The 17,075-nt window shown below is 45.0% G+C and carries 24 protein-coding genes; 23 read left to right on the top strand and 1 reads right to left on the bottom strand.

Annotated features, from left to right (window positions below; all coding sequences use genetic code 11):
• The first annotated feature begins 44 nt into the window (after positions 1-44).
• Both ACFSYC_RS10560 and ACFSYC_RS10555 read left to right on the top strand, forming a co-directional pair.
• Complete coding sequence (locus ACFSYC_RS10560) at positions 45-758, top strand: hypothetical protein (protein WP_377126882.1); 714 nt, start codon at positions 45-47, stop codon at positions 756-758.
• 505 nt (positions 759-1,263) lie between these two features.
• Positions 1,264-2,205, top strand: coding sequence for a toprim domain-containing protein (locus tag ACFSYC_RS10555; protein WP_377126879.1), 942 nt, complete (start codon positions 1,264-1,266; stop codon positions 2,203-2,205).
• 23 nt (positions 2,206-2,228) lie between these two features.
• Here the strand turns inward: ACFSYC_RS10555 and ACFSYC_RS10550 are convergent, their stop codons facing one another.
• A complete protein-coding gene (locus ACFSYC_RS10550) occupies positions 2,229-2,495 on the bottom strand; it encodes a hypothetical protein (protein WP_377126876.1) in 267 nt (88 codons plus the stop codon).
• A gap of 6 nt (positions 2,496-2,501) precedes the next feature.
• On the opposite strand from ACFSYC_RS10550, the gene ACFSYC_RS10545 reads away from it, so the two are divergent.
• The 21 genes from ACFSYC_RS10545 to ACFSYC_RS10445 all read left to right on the top strand — a co-directional run bounded on the left by ACFSYC_RS10545 (position 2,502) and on the right by ACFSYC_RS10445 (position 17,063).
• Positions 2,502-2,912, top strand: coding sequence for a plasmid mobilization protein (locus ACFSYC_RS10545; RefSeq protein WP_377126874.1), 411 nt, complete (start codon positions 2,502-2,504; stop codon positions 2,910-2,912).
• Positions 2,913-3,220: 308 nt separating this feature from the next.
• Entirely contained in the window at positions 3,221-4,213 is a 993-nt protein-coding gene (locus ACFSYC_RS10540; RefSeq protein WP_377126871.1) for a relaxase/mobilization nuclease domain-containing protein, read from the top strand.
• A 21-nt stretch (positions 4,214-4,234) separates the two neighbouring features.
• Positions 4,235-4,861 (top strand): ParA family protein, encoded by a 627-nt coding sequence (locus ACFSYC_RS10535; RefSeq protein ID WP_377126868.1) that lies wholly within the window; start codon positions 4,235-4,237, stop codon positions 4,859-4,861.
• Entirely contained in the window at positions 4,849-5,205 is a 357-nt protein-coding gene (locus ACFSYC_RS10530; RefSeq protein ID WP_377126865.1) for a hypothetical protein, read from the top strand. Before ACFSYC_RS10535 ends, ACFSYC_RS10530 begins: the two co-directional genes overlap by 13 nt.
• A gap of 5 nt (positions 5,206-5,210) precedes the next feature.
• Entirely contained in the window at positions 5,211-5,618 is a 408-nt protein-coding gene (locus ACFSYC_RS10525; protein WP_377126862.1) for a hypothetical protein, read from the top strand.
• On the top strand, positions 5,615-5,899 hold the full coding sequence (locus ACFSYC_RS10520; RefSeq protein ID WP_377126859.1) for a hypothetical protein: 285 nt from the start codon (positions 5,615-5,617) through the stop codon (positions 5,897-5,899). Before ACFSYC_RS10525 ends, ACFSYC_RS10520 begins: the two co-directional genes overlap by 4 nt.
• Positions 5,900-5,902: 3 nt before the next feature.
• The gene (locus ACFSYC_RS10515) at positions 5,903-6,193 is read left to right on the top strand and encodes a DUF4134 family protein (RefSeq protein WP_377126856.1); all 291 of its coding nucleotides are present in this window, start codon (positions 5,903-5,905) and stop codon (positions 6,191-6,193) included.
• A 227-nt stretch (positions 6,194-6,420) separates the two neighbouring features.
• The gene (locus tag ACFSYC_RS10510; RefSeq protein WP_274210013.1) at positions 6,421-6,726 is read left to right on the top strand and encodes a DUF4134 domain-containing protein; all 306 of its coding nucleotides are present in this window, start codon (positions 6,421-6,423) and stop codon (positions 6,724-6,726) included.
• A 2-nt stretch (positions 6,727-6,728) separates the two neighbouring features.
• A complete protein-coding gene (locus ACFSYC_RS10505; RefSeq protein WP_377126853.1) occupies positions 6,729-7,016 on the top strand; it encodes a plasmid transfer protein in 288 nt (95 codons plus the stop codon).
• On the top strand, positions 6,994-9,417 hold the full coding sequence (locus ACFSYC_RS10500) for a TraG family conjugative transposon ATPase (protein ID WP_377126850.1): 2,424 nt from the start codon (positions 6,994-6,996) through the stop codon (positions 9,415-9,417). Before ACFSYC_RS10505 ends, ACFSYC_RS10500 begins: the two co-directional genes overlap by 23 nt.
• Positions 9,414-9,827, top strand: coding sequence for a hypothetical protein (locus ACFSYC_RS10495; RefSeq protein ID WP_377126847.1), 414 nt, complete (start codon positions 9,414-9,416; stop codon positions 9,825-9,827). The genes ACFSYC_RS10500 and ACFSYC_RS10495 overlap by 4 nt, the downstream gene beginning before the upstream one ends.
• A 1-nt stretch (position 9,828) precedes the next feature.
• Complete coding sequence (locus ACFSYC_RS10490) at positions 9,829-10,089, top strand: hypothetical protein (RefSeq protein ID WP_377126845.1); 261 nt, start codon at positions 9,829-9,831, stop codon at positions 10,087-10,089.
• The gene (locus ACFSYC_RS10485) at positions 10,086-10,607 is read left to right on the top strand and encodes a hypothetical protein (RefSeq protein WP_377126843.1); all 522 of its coding nucleotides are present in this window, start codon (positions 10,086-10,088) and stop codon (positions 10,605-10,607) included. The genes ACFSYC_RS10490 and ACFSYC_RS10485 overlap by 4 nt, the downstream gene beginning before the upstream one ends.
• A gap of 10 nt (positions 10,608-10,617) precedes the next feature.
• A complete protein-coding gene (locus ACFSYC_RS10480) occupies positions 10,618-11,286 on the top strand; it encodes a hypothetical protein (protein ID WP_377126841.1) in 669 nt (222 codons plus the stop codon).
• Positions 11,283-11,957 carry a hypothetical protein gene (locus tag ACFSYC_RS10475; RefSeq protein ID WP_377126838.1) on the top strand — a complete coding sequence of 225 codons (675 nt, stop codon included), beginning with the start codon at positions 11,283-11,285 and terminating at the stop codon, positions 11,955-11,957. Before ACFSYC_RS10480 ends, ACFSYC_RS10475 begins: the two co-directional genes overlap by 4 nt.
• A 54-nt stretch (positions 11,958-12,011) precedes the next feature.
• Entirely contained in the window at positions 12,012-12,794 is a 783-nt protein-coding gene (locus ACFSYC_RS10470; RefSeq protein WP_377126835.1) for a hypothetical protein, read from the top strand.
• Positions 12,791-13,948: a plasmid transfer protein gene (locus tag ACFSYC_RS10465; RefSeq protein WP_377126832.1), complete on the top strand. Its 1,158-nt coding sequence runs from the start codon at positions 12,791-12,793 to the stop codon at positions 13,946-13,948. Before ACFSYC_RS10470 ends, ACFSYC_RS10465 begins: the two co-directional genes overlap by 4 nt.
• Positions 13,949-14,031: 83 nt before the next feature.
• Positions 14,032-14,646, top strand: coding sequence for a conjugative transposon protein TraK (traK, locus tag ACFSYC_RS10460; RefSeq protein ID WP_377126829.1), 615 nt, complete (start codon positions 14,032-14,034; stop codon positions 14,644-14,646).
• Positions 14,624-15,037, top strand: a complete 414-nt coding sequence (locus tag ACFSYC_RS10455; protein WP_377126826.1) for a hypothetical protein — start codon at positions 14,624-14,626, stop codon at positions 15,035-15,037. The genes traK and ACFSYC_RS10455 overlap by 23 nt, the downstream gene beginning before the upstream one ends.
• Positions 15,038-15,042: 5 nt before the next feature.
• Positions 15,043-16,221 carry a conjugative transposon protein TraM gene (traM, locus tag ACFSYC_RS10450; protein ID WP_377126823.1) on the top strand — a complete coding sequence of 393 codons (1,179 nt, stop codon included), beginning with the start codon at positions 15,043-15,045 and terminating at the stop codon, positions 16,219-16,221.
• A 47-nt stretch (positions 16,222-16,268) separates the two neighbouring features.
• Positions 16,269-17,063, top strand: coding sequence for a DUF4138 domain-containing protein (locus ACFSYC_RS10445; protein ID WP_377126820.1), 795 nt, complete (start codon positions 16,269-16,271; stop codon positions 17,061-17,063).
• The last annotated feature ends 12 nt before the right edge of the window (positions 17,064-17,075 follow it).

The raw sequence follows: 17,075 nt of genomic DNA, 5'->3' as shown, positions 1-17,075 counted from the left end.
TGAAAACGTTTTTACAGCTCTCGCTGCTATCGTTCGCCAGCTAATTGCATGGTCACTTTGCCACGGAATCAGGTGGTCAACATCCCCGGAATATCAAGCAAGGCTATCCTTATGCATGGCTGGACGAAGTAGTAGAGGTCACGCTAAATCCGCAAAAAACAAATATTTCGGAGTTAGACCTGCAACAGTTATTATTAATTGAAAGCAAATTCGATCAGGAATTACAAACTGTACTGAAGGAACTGAAATCGAATACCTTTTATCTTTTTTCATCAAAGAAAATTAAGGCAATCGTAACCCATTATTACGATTCTCTGCGCCTATTAGAACAGCAGGCAATGGAGAATCTGGCAGGTTATACTGATAACCACCCAATAGCGGCAACAGGCGAAAGCCTCGTGCTATCTCTTCAAAATACTGGTGAGGTGTTAAAAAAACGATACGGCAAATATGTGGCCGATCAGGTAGCCGAAGACGCTAATATCCGAAAGCAGCCAATCGCTATCTCCAAAATACGCTGTACCCTAAGCGTTGACCAGATCGGGATCATCTTAAAAGCCGCGGACGATGCCAAGCTCATCATCGCCAGTTCTATCAGTGTTATTTTTCGAATGATAGTTCCCTTCCTTTCTACTGGCAATACTAAAAATATCTCCTGGAATAGTATGCGTAAAAGCACTTATCATATTGAACAGATGGATAAGGAAATAGCCATCCAGGCATTGGAAAAATTAATCACTGTGATAAGAGGTTACTAATCACTTAATAGCAGTTCTGTGACAGCTTCCCAATTCTGGAGGCTTTTTTTGTGCATTACAAAATAATCTTATAAAATACATCAAAATAACTTGCTGTAAATCAATGGGGTGCAAGGGTGCAATTTAGGGTGCAACAAAAAATTGAACTTTTTGGGCATCTCAAATGACCGTTGCTTTGCTACATGATCTCCGGTTAACCGGATAGCATACGAAAGTTATTTGACATGTGGGGATGAAACATTATCCGGCGGGAAGCCGGAAATTTCGCGAAGATGAGCGTAAAGCCGCATTAATCGAAAGCGCGAAGGCAGGCGAGAGCCCGGATCGTAGGATCTGACGTGAGTAATCCCGAAAATATATACCGGCAGAAGCGAATTATCGGGCTCGATACCCGCTGCCGGTACACAAAGCTACCTGATAGCTAAGGTGCCTTTCTTTCCAAGAGCAGGTGTCTTTTGTTTTTTTGCCGGTTAACGGCTATCTGTTTAACTCAAATCCATTTTTTATGTCAAAGTTATTAACCGCCAGGGAGCTGAAAGAACAAGCGTCTCTGGTAGATCTGTTAAGCCGGTTGGGGTATCAGCCTGTCCCTAAAAGAGGCCGCGAAAAAATGTACATCAGCATGCTTCGGGATAATGATACTAATCCATCCTTTAGCGTGAATGATGACCTTGGTGTTTGGTTCGATCATGGTGCCGGAAAAGGAGGGAACATTATTGATTTTGGATTAGCTTACTGGAAGCACCTGGGATTTAACGAGGTTATCAAAAAGATCCAGGACGTATGCGCTATAGATGTAGCTGAACCAAGGATATTAAGGCCGCGCAAGCCTGTAAAAGTGAACCATGTAGTTGAAAAGGTACGGCCCTTAGGCGCTCATCCGGCAATTACGGATTACCTTAAAAGCCGCGGCGTTTTTGAGGTCGCCAAATTTTATTTAAGCGAGGTGTATTACTTTGTGGAGGATGAGAATGATGTTCGTAAACATTTTTTCGCAGCAGGCTGGCTCAATGAACATAATTCCTGGGAAGTTCGAAACCGATATTTTAAAGGCTGTATGGGGCATAAGGGAATTACTGTAATTCCGGGCCATCCCAAGAAAGCGGCACTATTTGAAGGGTTTCTTGACTTCTTGAGCTGGCGATATGAAAATCCCGAAGCTGACCATAATGTTATCGTCTTAAATACACTTACTTTATTGCAGCAGGGTATTGCGAAAGCCAAGGCCTTCTCATCATTGGATATTTATTTTGACCGTGATAAGGCAGGAAAGGCCGCCAGCAGGGATTTTATGAAGGCTTTACCCTATGCGACTGACCGCTCGGCTGCTTACGAAGGTTTTAACGATTATAATGACAAGCTGAAGTCGAATTTAAAAGCTGTTCCAATTGAGAAGGGTTCGCCAACTAATTTCTTTGCTAATGTCAAGGTGCCTTTTGTAAGATAGAGATTATACCATTCGTTAGCCTTTTAATATTTTATTTTTTGGCGAGAAGGAAACCTCAACTGATCTAATGCAATACCTGGGGGAAAAAGAGAACAAAGTTTACCACCCAACCCAACAATCAATTGCCAGGGAAATGATAGCGATAATGTGGCACCTAACTGCTTATTTAATGGAAAAAGACCCAAATTGATAATCAGGATTTCCGTTGCTTTTGCAACGGCAAGATGTCTTTTTGTTTCACAAAAAGTCTCTTGCCCTCCCGGGGGGATTTCAAAAAATTCGCAACTCATTTTTTTATGGAGCGTGTTAAGAAATTGAATGGGAGGCCGAAATTAAAGGAGGGTCAGCGATCTAAATTTATCAATGCCAGGTTTACCGAAAATGAATATAAGGAAATCGCTGAATTGGAACGGGAGTTGGGGATTTCGAAAACGGAATTGGTCAGGATGCGCGTTTTATCAGATGCTAAAAAAACCATCGTCAATTCAAAGGAGCTAATCAAATTCCTGGATGCTGCCGGCGCGGAAATGGGCCGAATCGGCAATAACATCAATCAACTGGCCAAACATGCAAATACCCTGCAATTAAAAGGGGCTCTTAACCAAGGAATAATAGAACATTTCAATAAACTTTTGGAGGATTATATTTTGGTACAGCAAAATTTTGAGGTAGCGCTCCGGAAGATCATTAGGGCAATGGGCTCTTGAGAGAGTTAAGGGCAATCACTTGATCAGGTGTACCATTCAGTTGCTATTGTGTTATGGGGATAAGGCGTTCGGCTGTTCTGTTGTTCGGCTGTTCTGTTGTTTGTCTGTTCTATTGTTCGTCCGGTTTGTTGTTAGGTTGTTCGGCAGTTCGGCTGTTCGATTGATCTGTTGTTCCACTGTTCTAATGATCTGTTGTTCATCGGTTATTCTGCTCGCAAGTTCTTAAGTTCTGATGATCTTAAGTTCGTTAGTTCTGTTGCTCTCCTGTTCGGTTGTTATCTCAAAATGATGTTAAACAATTTTAGGCTATGGTCGCCCACATTTTAGAAAAACCATCAATGACCTTTGCCGGCGTAAAGTATAATACGTATAAAGTAGACCGTAATACCGGCGAATTGATGCTTATCGCAAATTTTGGTGCGATTCAGTCATTGACGAATCCCCGGCCGCAGGACCTGGTTAATTACTTACTGATGATCTCCGCTCAAAATAAGGTTATTAAAAACACCCAATTCCATGCGGTGATTTCGGCGCGGGGACGGGAATATAACAAACAGGAACTGACCAAAGCCGCCGTCATGTGGCTTAAAGAAATGAAGTATGGTAACCAGCCTTACCTGATCATTTTTCATAAGGATACAGATAATCATCACGTTCATATTGTAAGTTCCAGGGTTGGGAAAGATGGTAAACAAATCGACCGTGATTATGAACAGGTGCGGGCGGTCAGGAATATAGATCAGGTTTTGGGTTATTCGTTCGGGATGAAATATCATTTTAGCACCAGGGCGCAATTCTACCTTATTCTTGAAAACCAGGGTTTTATTGGCAGAGATTACATTAACGAAGAGAAGCTCCAAAAAAAGATCGCTGCGTATAGGCCTGATAAATTAAGGATCGCTCAATTGAAGGAGTTGTTTTTAACGCACAAGACCTCCCCGGATTTTGTCGAAAGAATGCACCGCCAGTTTCAGCTTGACCTGGTATTTCATTCAGCCGGAGGGAAATCGCCCTATGGTTATACGGTAATTGATCATACTACTAAACAGGTTTTTAAAGGCAGCGAGATTTTGAATCTGAAATACCTGCTGGACGAAAACATGAATATAGAAAGCACCTATCGTCCGCCGAATACTCAATTATGGGATTATTTACCACCGGATTCAGTGACCTACTATGCTGAACAAATACCGGAACCCATATCCATCAGGCCGGTTTCCATTGCTGACGATGTGGATGATCAACAGGTGCTCGGAATGAAGCGCCGGCGTCAGAAGAAAGCAAGAACAAACACCCGATAAGGGATAAACCCATAAAAAAATATGATCTGTTTATTTGGCAACCAAAAGGGTGGCGTTGGAAAAAGCACACTCACCGTCCTATCAGGGAACTTCCTGAGCCTCGATAAAAACTGGCCGGTCACCATTATTGATATGGACTATCAATTGTCTATATCACAGAAGTTTGAAAAGGCCAAGGTACTGGAGAATAAAGAGCCTTATGATGTTTTACCAGCCAGCCTGGAAAATTTCCCCATGTTAAGCAGCGTCTTAACCCGAAATAAAAAGGACGCAATTCTAATCGATCTTCCCGGTAAACTGGATGATGACGGCCTGATCCCGGTTTTCCAATCTGCAGACCTGGTGATCTGCCCTTTTTCCTACGATGAGTTCACATTCGAATCCACCGTATTGTTTGCCGTCGTGCTGAAAAAGGTAAATCCAAAGGTCGATATCGCGTTTATCCCCAACCGGATCAAGGCAAACGTAAAGTTCGAAATTATGAGTGAGGTAAATGAGCAGCTTTCCAAGTTCGGGATCATCACTGCTTCCATACCTGACCGTATCGATTTTCAAAGGATCACCACCTTTCAAACACCAATCTCCCTAGATGGTGTGATCACCCCAATTTTTGAAGAAATATTTGCCGACAGGTTATGGAAAAAATGAAATCATTAGCTGACCAGCTAAGGGAACAAATGGTCAAACCCGGTGAAAAGCTTGTTCGGGATACCATCTTAACTACTGACAGGTCGAAAACGCCGAAGAGTAAAGTCAACAAGGTTGCCGATTCGACAATCCTGCAAGCCCTTATTGATTATGACAATTCGGATCATAAAACCCTTGCTCACTTTCGGTGTGATAAGCAGACGGTAGAGTTCATGAACAAATTTAAGCTGGCCACTGGGGTTGACGTGACCAAATTCGTTGCGTTTTCGGTCAGGCACTTTATTGAAGCTTACCCCGAGCTCAAAATCATTATCAAACAATATATGCAAAACTCAAACTTATGAATCGCATGAAAATTCTATTGGGAATACTTGGCGCTTATGCAGCTTATTACACGGTACTGATCTTGTGGGATCGTTTACGTCACAAACAAAAACCTCCGGAGGCGGTCGCTGAAACCGGTATTCCTCCAAACGACGCAGGAAATGAAATAAAAGCATTACCCGAACCAGCTGAAACGGAAATCATTATCCACGACACCCTGCTTAAATCGCTTTGGGCTTACGACAACAGTGACCATAAAAGTATGGTTCACATCAGGTTTGATAAACAGACGGTCGATTTATTGATCAAGTTTAAATTGGCCACAGGTGTTGATATGACCAAATTGGTCGCCTTTGCGGTCAAGCATCTGTTTAAAACACACCCCGAACTCAAACAAATCATTAAACAATATCTCCAAAACACAAAATTATGACCTGGATAAAATTTGCCCTATGGCTGTTTGGCAGTTATACCTGCTATTATGTAGCCCTGATCTTTTGGGATCACCTGCGTTCCAACCGCGGGGAAGCCGGAAGTGATCAGCATGAACTCACCTTTGTTGAGGACGTCAATCCCGTTAAATCATTTGTAGAAGATATCATCGGTTCCGGTAAGGAGTCGTCCATAGCTTTTTCAGGTGGTGTGAGCCTTAAAGAGCTTTTTAATCTCGCCCGCGAAGAGTCGGTCGAGTACATCAAATCTGTAAGCTTCTGATGAATGAAATTTCTTTTGTCTGTTTGCTGCTGCCTGATAACGGCCGCAGCATTAGCACAACCCGGCATTGCCGAGATGCAACAGGCTAAACAAGACTTGTCTAACTCGTTCTTTTCAGCCTTTGATTTTGCCCTCGTTTTAGCCATCCTATTTGGCACATTTGGCGCGCTCCAAATCTACCACAATTGGCAGATGGGCGAAAAACGTATGGACGCCGTTGTAGCCGCATGGTTTTTCGCGTCTTTTTTTATGATCCTCGCGGGTCCCTTTTTACGGGCATTGTTCGGAATCTGAATGCCTGTTTTTATGAAACGCTTTTTCCCTAAAAGCTATAAAAGATTCCTGTCGTAACCATCTTCAAGTTCAAACCTGTTAGGGTTTGTCCGGCAGTGTTTAAACTGCCCCCTCCATCGGGTGAAATAATCGGGGCGTTGTTCGTGATCTGAACGCTCTTTTAGCATAACCGGCTTGCTCCCGGCAGGCTCTAAAAGATCTCCGCCTTTATTTTTTTCTCCAAATTAATGTTTTCAAAAACAAAAAAGTTATGGGCTTCAGCCGTATTGCTGGCCCTGTCTATTCCCGTATTTGCCCAGAGCGGCGTTAACGGTCTGAACACAGCAACCTCTACCCTAAAAACCTACGTGGCCCCGGTAACCAATATCACATTGGTGATCGGCGGCATCGTTGGTATCGTTGGTGCCATCCGGGTCTACTCCAAGTGGAACAGTGGTGACCAGGATATCAATAAGGAACTAATGGGATGGGGAGGCTCGTGCGTCTTTCTCGTGGTTTCTGCTTTGGTGATCAAAGCTTTCTTCGGCTTGTAATCATGGCCAGGAAGTATCCTGTTTATAAGGGGCTCCAACGGCCCCTTATATTCAAAGGCTTCAAAGGCAAGTTCATTTATTGGGGCATTGCCTCCCTGCTTACCGGACTTGTGTTTGGCGCTTTAACCATGTCGCTGGTCAATATGTGGCTTGGTGCCATGGTCCTGATCGGCTTTATTGTTGGCGGCCTGCTTTTCACGGCCAGCAAACAAAAGGGCGGCCTTCATTCCAAAAGCCGCACCTCAAACATTTACATCCTTAACCATTATGGCCGTAAAAACCTTATTTAACATTCCCTATGCGGGAGTGGATAAAGGTGGCGAATACGATTTGCTCATCGGCCTTAACGGCGAATGCTCCATTATTATTCAATTAGTAAACCCGGTGATCCGGTATTCCGCCTACCCGGCAGGGTATGAAGAATTTCATCACCTGCTTAACAACGTGGTGAAAATATTAGGTGATGGTTACCTCCTGCAAAAGCAGGATGTCATCAGCCGCTCGCCTTACAAGGGCCCGCCCGCCACCGAGTACCTGCAAAAACAATACAATGCCCACTTCGACGGGCGGGAATGTATGCAGGTTGCCACCTATATAACCATCACGCGCCAGGTCAAAAAAGGCGCGTTTTATGTTTACGATGGCCGTGCATTGCGTGATTTCAGGCAGGCAGTTGGAAAGGTGCTGGACGTGCTGCCATCAGCCAATGCCCTTAAAGAAGGCAAGTTGAACCAGTTGGTTTTGCAATTGCTGAGCATGGACTTTGGTAGTTCCAATATTGTTTTGGATAACCTTGCCCCCTCAGATATCGAGATCAGGATGGGCGATAGGTCCGTACGCTGTATCAGCCTGGTCAATATTGACAGCATCGATCTGCCGCCTGATGTATCCTCACATATCGAACTTAACGATAAGGAAAGCATGCGCGGCTTTCCCGTGGATTTCCTGTCTTTTCTCTTTAAGGTACCCGGTGTGGATGTGATCGTTTATAACCAGGTTATCGAAATACCAAACCAGGTAACGACCCTCCGAAAGCTGGAGCAAAAAAAGAAAAGACATGCCGGCATACCCGATCCGGCCAATCAATTATGCGTGGAGGATATCGATCTGCTGCTGAATGATGTCGCCCGCGAAAGCCAGTTGCTGGTGAATTGCCATTTTAATATCCTGGTGGCGGCCCCGGTAAACGCCATCCAGAAGGCTGTTAATTTTATCGAGAGTTCGCTTTTTCAGTTAGGGATCATCCCCAGCAAAAACGCCTACAATCAGCTGGAATTATTTCGTACCGCTCTGCCGGGTAACGGTGTAGAACTAAAGGAATACGATTGGTTCCTTACCACCTGCGATGCAGCCATATGCTTTTTCTTTAAGGAGTCCCTGCCAAGGGATGAGCCATCAGATTTTTTGCTCCGGTTTACCGATCGTCAGGGCATCCCAGTTGGAATGGACCCCGCCGATCTGCCCATGCGTACCGGCCGCATTAATAACCGGAATAAGTTCGTGCTCGGACCCAGCGGATCAGGTAAAAGTTTCTTCATGAACGCCATGATCGAGCAATACATGCTCTATAACATGGATATGGTTATTGTGGATACCGGCCACTCTTATTCAGGCCTGTGTTCCTACTACAAAGGGAAATACATCACCTACACGGATAAAGATCCGATCACGATGAATCCATTCCGCATCACTGAAGCGGAATACAACATCGAAAAAAAGGATTTTCTCTGCACGCTGATCGGGGTAACATGGAAAGGTTCCGAGGGAACATTGAGTCAGGTAGAACGTGATGTGATCGCCAATGCGATCTCCGCCTACTACAGCCAGTTTTTTACTGACAACGGGGATTTAAGCTTCAACACCTTCTATGAATTCGCCTTGGGAAAGATCCCGGAAATCAAAACTGAAGAAAAGATCGTGTTTGATTTCGATGAGTTTAAATACGTTCTGAAGAAGTTCTACAAGGGTGGTGAGTTTGCCCGGTTACTTAATGAAGACACTGATAAATCATTATTTACCGAAAGATTTATAGTCTATGAAATTGATTCGATCAAGGAAAACAAGACGCTCTTTCCACTCGTAACGCTATCGATTATGGATGTATTCATCCAAAAAATGCGTTACCGTTCGAATAGGCGTAAAGCTTTGGTGGTCGAGGAGGCATGGAAAGCTATCGCCAGCCCCCTGATGGCAGGCTATCTTTTATACCTCTATAAAACTGTCCGGAAGTTTTGGGGTGAGGCAATCGTTGTTACCCAGGAATTAGGCGATATCATCGGAAATGCAGTGGTAAAAGACAGCATTATCAATAACTCCGATACCATCTGCCTGCTGGATCAAACCAAATTCAAGGATAACTATAATGATATCGCGGCACTGCTTTCCATCAATGAAACCGAGCGGCGGAAGATTTTTACCATTAATCAGCTGGATAATACAGAACACCGGGGCCGGTTTAAAGAGGTCTATATCCGGCGCGGCGCTGTCGGGGAAGTCTATGGTGTAGAAGTATCCTTACAGCAATACCTCACTTATACCACGGAAAAACCGGAAAAGTCAGCCGTGGAAAGTTACACCAACCGGTTCGGTTCTTACCCTGAAGGCCTTGATGCCTTTATCAGGGATTTTAAAGACAGCGGGAAATCCTTACCCGCCTTTATTTCACAGGTTAACCAGCAACAGCCATCATGAAAAACAACCGCTTTAAAAAGTCAATTTTTGTACTAATGCTTTGCTTATGCATTTACGGGGTAAATGCGCAAACCCTTACTGTTGATCCTGCGGTATCTGCCGCCATCGCGGTAAATGCCGGCGTGATCAATGGCCAGTTAAATACCACCAACAATAAGCTTGACCTTATCCAAAAAGGTCAGCTGGCCGTAACCGGTCAGCTGGTTATTGTTAACGACCTGCAAAACAGGATCTACCAGGGCCTTAGCCAGGTCGCTTCCGTCATTAACAACCTGGCCACCATTAAAGAGATCGCCGAATGCGGCTCAGATATTATCAGCGATGTAGAGGCATCTGTTAAGCTTGCCAAATGCGATCCCGTTTTATTGCTCTTCGCTGAAGGGCGCGCGCGATTTCAAAACGCGGGCTAGCATGCTTGCAGCCGATGTCAGCGCATTTGTCCTTAAAGGAGGAACTAACCTGATGGATTCCGGTGAGCGTGGCAAAATGCTGAATCATATTGCCGATGAAATGCGCATCCTGCGCGGCATAGCCTATGGGATGGACAGGGCCATGTACTGGGCCAAGATCAACGGTGTGTTTCGCTCGCTTAGCCCTTGGGCGGAATGGCAGAATGAAGATGTCCGGATTGCCAAGGATGTATTGATTAACGCTAAATACCTGAAGCAATGAGATATGAACTATTCATGATCTGTCCGCCGTGGAAACAATTCAGGGCCTACAAAAGGTCAAACAAGATTTTGACGGACAGTATTCCGCCCAAAATGTGGCGTGCGCTCCGGGCCTTCAATTTTATGGAGTGCTGTTTGTCCGAACTGGCATCCAACGAGCTTGTGGTGTTCGTCTGGGTAACTGAAAAATTCACAGAAGATTGCCGTGAGTATATGAGCCACCTCGGCTACAAGTATGATACCTATTTGATGTGGAAGCGCCCTAAATGGAAGCGCTGCACCGCGGTGGAGGTCTTTGAATACTTGTTTGTTTTTCATAAAGATGGTTACTGGCCGCCGAAAGGCGATTTTCCGGACCCTTTGGCATCACCGTTTACCGGTAAGGTAAAACACCGGGGCGAAAAGCCAGAAGATGCTTACGCCTTATTAGAGAAATTATATCCCACACGGGTTAGGATTCAGCTCTTCGGAAGTTGTTCGCGCCGGGGCTGGGATGTTTTTCACCGTAATAAAACTTAACAATATTCTTATGAAGTATGTATTATTCGTTTTGATCCTATGGACAGCCGTGGGAACAAAAGCCTTTGCGCAGCAGAAGATATTGGACATTCCCGCCCTTCACCAACTCGTCGATGAATCGGAGTCCGAAAACAAACTACAGGTAAAAGCAAAGAACCAACAAGCTGTAGCCAGTGCAAATGAACAGGCAAACCTCACGCTTCTGACAAAGACGAAAAACATGTACCGCACCTTACAACAGCGGTATAATACCCTCGGTACCGCTATTAATATTGCTGACATCGGCATTTATGCGACACCAATGGTTAGCCGTATCGTCAGCAACCAGGCGCAGATCATCCGGTTGGTTCAAAAAAATCCAGCATTGATTGCCATAGGGTACCAGTCGGCACTTCAATTTACCACACAGGCCAGAAGCTTGGTAGCCTATGTAACCGGCCTGACTTTAGCACTTGGGGATGTCAACCAGATGAAAGCTTCAGACCGGAAAATGCTTTTTGATTACGTGATCTCCGAACTAAGCAATATCCAGGACCTGTCCGGCAATATGTTGGGAATGATGCAATATTCGAGCCTGGCGTCGCTTTTAAGAGCGGCGAATCCTTTCCAAAATTTTATTGATGCCGATAAGTCCATAGCCGCTGACATCATTCAAAATGCCAAATACCTCAAACAATGACACGAAAACTCAAATGGTTATTTCTTGCTGCGTTCGCCTTTTCCCTTTCCCCTTGCTTAGCACAGCAATATGTGATCGACTACCAGCATTTGATCGCCGTCTCGCAAAACGCGGCAGTAAGGAGTAGCGCGGAGCTTACCCATGACCAGTATCTCGGCAAGATCAATAATAACATTAATGACCTGAATACGAACGTCGGCTCTGTAATTCTGGCGCAAACCATGATCTACCAGGGGCTCTCCAATGTCAATTCAGCCCTGAAAGACGGGCTTGCAGTCAAAAACATCGCGGTGATCATTGCTGATATGACCGGCTATATCAACCAGGCTTTAATTATGGCCAGATCTGAACCCTACCTGCTTGTCTTTGCCGGGAATATGGCAGGTGAAATGCGAACGAGGTCGCTGGCATTAGTAACCGATGTTTCCGGATATGTACTTAAAGAGGGCAATAATGTGCTTGCAGATTATAACGCGCGTGACCAGCTTTTACGAAAGGTTATTACCCAATTGCAAATATTAGATGGCTTAGCCTATGGTACCTGGAAAGCCATGTACTGGGCAAAGGAACGGGGCGTAATCGCTTCCCTTAATCCCTTTGCCAACTTCATCAGTCAGGATATCCGGATTGTAGACCAGATCATTCAAAACGCTAAATATTTAAAGCAATGACCATCATTCTGGCGTCGTCGGATGCTCAATTTATCCTTTTAAATCAATAACATCATGAAAAACTTCTTAATACCACTGCCATTTATTCTGCTCTCGCTGATCGATCAAGTCTTTGGGCAGACCCTTGCCCAGGATAAAGCGGTTCGCTACCAACAGGAACGAATGGTTTACCTGCAATGGGATCAGAATAAATTTGAACCGAAGGCCGGATTTCTCAGCCTCAACCCGTACTACTGGCTGACCTGGGGCCTGTTTCATCCGAGCTACCATAAAACGGATTTACGTCCCCTCAGTGCTAACGGGCCACAGACACAACGCCTGGTATTGGTTGGGGCCATGAACTCTACGGATAATAAATACAAATTGCAATCAGATACCGTGCGCAATACGGCCTTATCTGAGATCGCCAATCAGACGGGACTGGTATCGGACGCTGACCCGCTTTGGCAATTGTATTACCAAAACGAACTGAAGCCGGTGGTTAATAATTCTACGGCTACCATTTTAGCGGGCCTTTCGCCACAGGTCAGTACCCGGCTCGTTTCCGAAGGATTATACGATTGGTACAAAAACGAACTGGATATGCTGAAAGAACGTATCGATGCCGCGCACAGCACCACCATGGATCGTGGCGCACGCATCCTGGCTTACCACCGCTACCTGATGGAATACCGAAGACTGGCCGGAGTATGGGCGATCCGAACCTCATCCGCGCAAGCCACTTTAAATATGACCGCCCAGCAGCAAAAATTACAGGCTGGACAGGTGACGGTCAGCAACTGGACGCCGCAAACTGACATCCATATCGCCAAACAAGTTTTACAACACGTGCAATGAAAAAGAAAATATTATTAGCTATGCTGCTTTGTATTTGCACAATGTCTGTATTTGCGCAATCTTCTAAGGGTACCGATAACACCAAAACATTACAATTTCTTCAGGGTGACGGGGTTTATGAAGCGGGCGTTATGGTATTTTTAAAAGGGCTTAAGGATTCCGTATGGATTCATTTTGACCTGTTTATCACTGATGCCAAAGCATTATCCGCGATTTTCATGATCATCTTTTTCGCCATAAAGTCCTATGAAATGATGGTCGGCGACAAGCAGTTGGAGATCATGCCTTTGCTGCGCCCATTTGGTTTGGCCATGGTCATCATGTGGTGGGGTGGCTTTGTTAAAATGATCGCGTTTCCCACTGACCTGGTAACCAATCAAACGGAACAGATGTTTAACAGTGAACAAACCATCGTCAATAATTTACGGTTAAACCGCTCCAGCCTGATGCTTGCCGTTGCCAATTCCCTTTATACTTACCAGGCACAAACCGAAGTCGCCGAAAAGGAAAGCGACACCTGGTACGGGCAAGCCTGGGATTCTGTAACGAGTACGGTTAAGCAAGGTATCAGTAGTGTGGTTTCTCCTTTATTGGAATTAAAGAACCGGCTTACCGTGGGGATGCAACTGCTCTTTACCCAATTCCTGGAATTACTGGGCATATGGATCCTGCGTTTAGCGGTGTATATCATCTTTATGATACAGATCATTTACTCCACTATTCTGATCATTCTTGGCCCTTTTGCCGTAGCCGTCAGTATATTACCAGCTTTCCGCGATAGCTTTAGTACCTGGATCGCCCGTTTTATCTCCGTAAACCTGTACAGCGGCATCGCCTACCTGATCATGTATCTCACCGGCCTGATGCAGGAATACGCATTGACCTCCGAGATCAGTAAATACAAGGAACTGGTTGGTGAAAACGGGATGAGCGCCAACCTGGAGAAAATGGCCTGGTTTGCCGGAAACGGTATCCTGTCATTTGGAACGGTCATCATCGTTTTCCTGATCGGGGCAATTTGTATGTTCACCGTGCCCAGTATCTCTACCTGGATCATTTCTACCTCTGGTATCAGTTCAGCAACATCCACCTTCGGACGTAGTGCGGGAACAGTGGCCAGCATGGCCCGTAAGGCGACCGGCAGTTTCTTTTAAAATCTACTTTTTTTCTCTTTCTCCTTTGATGTCAGGCCGACCCGTAAACGCGGGCCGGCCTTTTTTATTTAACGCCATATATCATGATTATCAAAAATATTGAAGCCAAGATCAGGTTGGCGACGTTCATTGCGGCCGGAAGCCTGCTTACTTCGCTGGTCATCGTCGGCATGAATTGCCTGTCTGCATATAAAATGGTGTCGAATGCGCAAAAAAGCATTTATATATTGGATAATAATATCCCCATCCTTGCCAGGCAAACCGATGTGCAAATGAACCGTCCAGCCGAATACAGGGCAGATGTTGATCTTTTTCATTCCCTTTTCTTCTCCCTGACCCCGGATGATAATTATATGGAATACCAAATGAAAAAGGCCATGTACCTGGTGGATGAATCAGGGATGCAGCAATATAATAACCTGAAAGAGAATGGATTTTTTAATTCGATTCTTTCTTCGAGTTCCGTATTGACCCTGCAAACGGATTCGATCATGGTGGATATGCCCAAACACTATTTCCGCTATTACGGCAAATTAAAAATCGACAGGCGAAGTTCTACGGTGGTTCGCTCCCTGGTTACAGAGGGATACCTGAAGGATATTCCGCGCAGTGATAATAATCCGCATGGGGTACTGGTCACTAATTGGAAAACCCTCGAAAATAAAGACTTGCAAGATGTGGAGAAAAATTCATTCTAACAGGGATCCCAGGGATACTCTGTACAGCGAGATCCGCAAGGAATTCGATGGCTATATTGATGTTGCTGCCAATGCCGGCAAACGACTGGTATCGGCATATCCGAAATTCATTTTCGGGTGCATGGTCGCATTGATGGCGTTATCAATGGTCTTATCATTTACCATCTTCCGCCATCCGGAGCCATCAAAAATACCGGTTACAAAAAAAATTAACCCGGTTGAAGATGGTTTTAGCCAGATCATGCAGGCTACGGGTAATATCCGGGAAACCATGCGCCTTAAAATCCTGGTGGACAGCCTGACCGGCAAAAAGCAATTGAGCCGCGAAGACAGCACCTTACTGGACAGTGCCCTTGACCGTCTGTCTAAAATTCATCAAACACTCAAATAAACATTATGGAAATTAATTTTAAGCAGCCCAAATATGTGCTGCCACTCATCCTTTTGCCCTTTTTGTGCCTGTTCTTTTATGCCTGGCAGAGCGGCTTTTCCAAGCCGAAACAAGCTGTTAAAGAAACTGTGGGGCTGAACGGCTCGGTCGGCCAGGTTTCTACGGATGTCAGGAAAAAACAATTAGCGGATAAACTCGATGCCTATCGCAATACTTATAAAGAGGCAGATGGCTTAACAGCCGTTAATGTTATCCCCCGTGAAAATTCCAGTAACCCTGCCTTTAACAATGATTATTCTGATCAGCAAAAGAAAAAGCTGGATTCCATACAGCAGGCCATGAAATTGAAATTTGGTACAGGAGGCAATAACATTACCCGGCAGGTGCCACAAACGCGATTGAACAATGACCGCCAGGTAGCCGGTGCGATTGAGGCCATCCGCAGGCAGCCTAATGCGATCCGCCCGGTACTTGCTGTTGCCAAAGAAAAGGACCCGATGGAAGTTTTCAAGGCGCAAATGGCCATAATGGATAGTATCAACAAGGCAAATGATCCCGCTTATAAGGACGAGCAGAAGAAAAAGCAGGCCGCTGAAAAGGTGGCAAAGCTGAAGGAAAACCAGGTCAAATTTTCGGTTGAAAAAGCTGATGTAGTTTCCGGCGACTTCAATACCGTTTTGCCTCAAAAGGAACCGGCTTTTATCAGCGCGGTCATCGATGAAAATGTAACAGGCTTTGCAGGGTCACGCTTACGGCTAAAACTATTGGAAGATATCAAAGCAGGTAATAACCTGATCAAAAAAGGCACCTACCTTTTCGCCCAGATCAACGGATTTACCGAGCAGCGGGTTACGCTGGCGGTAACCTCCATCTTATATGATGGGAAGATCCTTCCGGTCAAACTGGATGTCTATGATATGGACGGTTTACCCGGCCTGTATGTCCCGTCATCCGCATTTCGTGATTTCACCAAAGACCTGGGCAGCAATTCGGTGCAGGGCGTAACCATTGATGGCAGCTCCGGCAATAGCCAATTTATCATGAGCTCGCTGGATAAAGTTTTTCAATCGACATCATCCGCTATTGCCGACCTGATTCGCAAAAACAAAGCGAAGCTTAAATACAATTCTTACCTCTACCTGATTGACAATGATGCGTTGCAAAACGCTCAAAAGTCCTATTAAACGCAGCACTTATTCCGAGCCTGTATTTGTCTTTAAAAATAAAAAATATGAAAACCATCTTGTTTTGCCTTTTGGTGCTATGCGCCCCAACCCTTTATGCCCAGGATAAATTACCCGTAGTTTACCTGCCTGAAAACCTAACCATCCACTTCGTCTCCCCGGAGCCCATTCAATACGTTGATATTTCCACCAAAGACCTGGTTGGTGACCTGCCGCTTAAAAATGTCCTGCGCTTAAAACTGCGTGATTCACTCAAAACTTTTTTAGGTTCAGTGGTTACCATCGCCGGTGAAAAATTTATTGCACAATACCGTTTATTGCCCGGATACCCAGGTGTACCCACCGAAGTAAATATTGTTCCGTCAGATATGCAGCCATTGGACATCTCCGGCATCGGCCTGTCCCAAAACCAGCTCAAAGGCTTAGCCCTTAGCCTTATCGCGAAAAGCTCTGATAAACGCATGGAAAAGGTAAAAGCCTTTGGCATTAAAGGGCAATTGAACCATGTCTATACGGTTGGGGATTATATCTTCCTGGATATCGGTTACCATAATAAAACGAACCTGAAATATGACATCGCTGATTTTCGCTTTAAGGTGGATGATAAAAAAGTCACCAAGGCGGCCAATAACCAATCGGTAGAAGTAAAACCCGAGTTTGTGTTATTCAGCCAGCCGGCTTTCTCCAAAAATTACCGGAACATCTTTGTATTTAAAAAGATGTCTTTTCCGGGGAATAAGGTGCTTCACGCGGAATTAAGCGAAAAGCAGCTTTCCGGCCGTGTCATTACGCTCAGCATTTCCTACCAGGACATACTGGATGCGGATACGCTGCCCAATTAATCCTACACCATT

Origin of the sequence: Mucilaginibacter antarcticus (genome assembly GCF_042686155.1) — a bacterium.
Lineage (GTDB): Bacteria > Bacteroidota > Bacteroidia > Sphingobacteriales > Sphingobacteriaceae > Mucilaginibacter > Mucilaginibacter antarcticus.
The sequence above is the reverse complement of the archived record's forward strand: the minus strand, read 5'-3'. Positions and strand labels throughout refer to the sequence as shown.